1 pseudogene is annotated in these 433 nt (G+C 73.7%); it reads right to left on the bottom strand.

The features are described from left to right. A pseudogene (locus G3I65_RS56245) lies at positions 1-375 on the bottom strand (GNAT family N-acetyltransferase); the annotation flags it as partial. Between the last annotated feature and the right edge of the window lie 58 nt (positions 376-433).

The raw sequence follows: 433 nt of genomic DNA, 5'->3' as shown, positions 1-433 counted from the left end.
GGCCGCGCGCTCGAACCGGCGCAGGATCTCACGGCGCGCGGCGGCGTCGAGCGCTTCGGCGAACAGCCACGCGGGGTAGCACGACAGCCAAGCGTGTTGCACCTCCAGCCAGCGCGGCGTCCACCGCGCGACGCCGCCGACCGCGCCGGGCTCGGCCGAGCCACCGGGGTGGCAGACCATCGCGAGCACGGCGGCGACGAGCGCTTCGCCGTCGCTGACGACGGTGAGCAGATAGGGGCTGCGCGACCACCGCGACTCCGTGCACAACAGGCCGTAGTCCCAGGTCAGCGGCGCCTGCTGGGCTTCGAGGAACGCGGCCCAGCCAGCCGGCTCCGGGTCGGTACGCGGGTCCAGCACCCGCACGGTGAACGTCATCGGCCCAGCACCAACCTCGGCACAGCCACCGAGAACAGGCTCCGCGTGCCGAAGCCCA

Source organism: Amycolatopsis sp. SID8362, from assembly GCF_010550475.1.
Lineage (GTDB): Bacteria > Actinomycetota > Actinomycetes > Mycobacteriales > Pseudonocardiaceae > Amycolatopsis > Amycolatopsis eburnea.
This window is presented reverse-complemented; position numbering and strand designations above follow the sequence as displayed.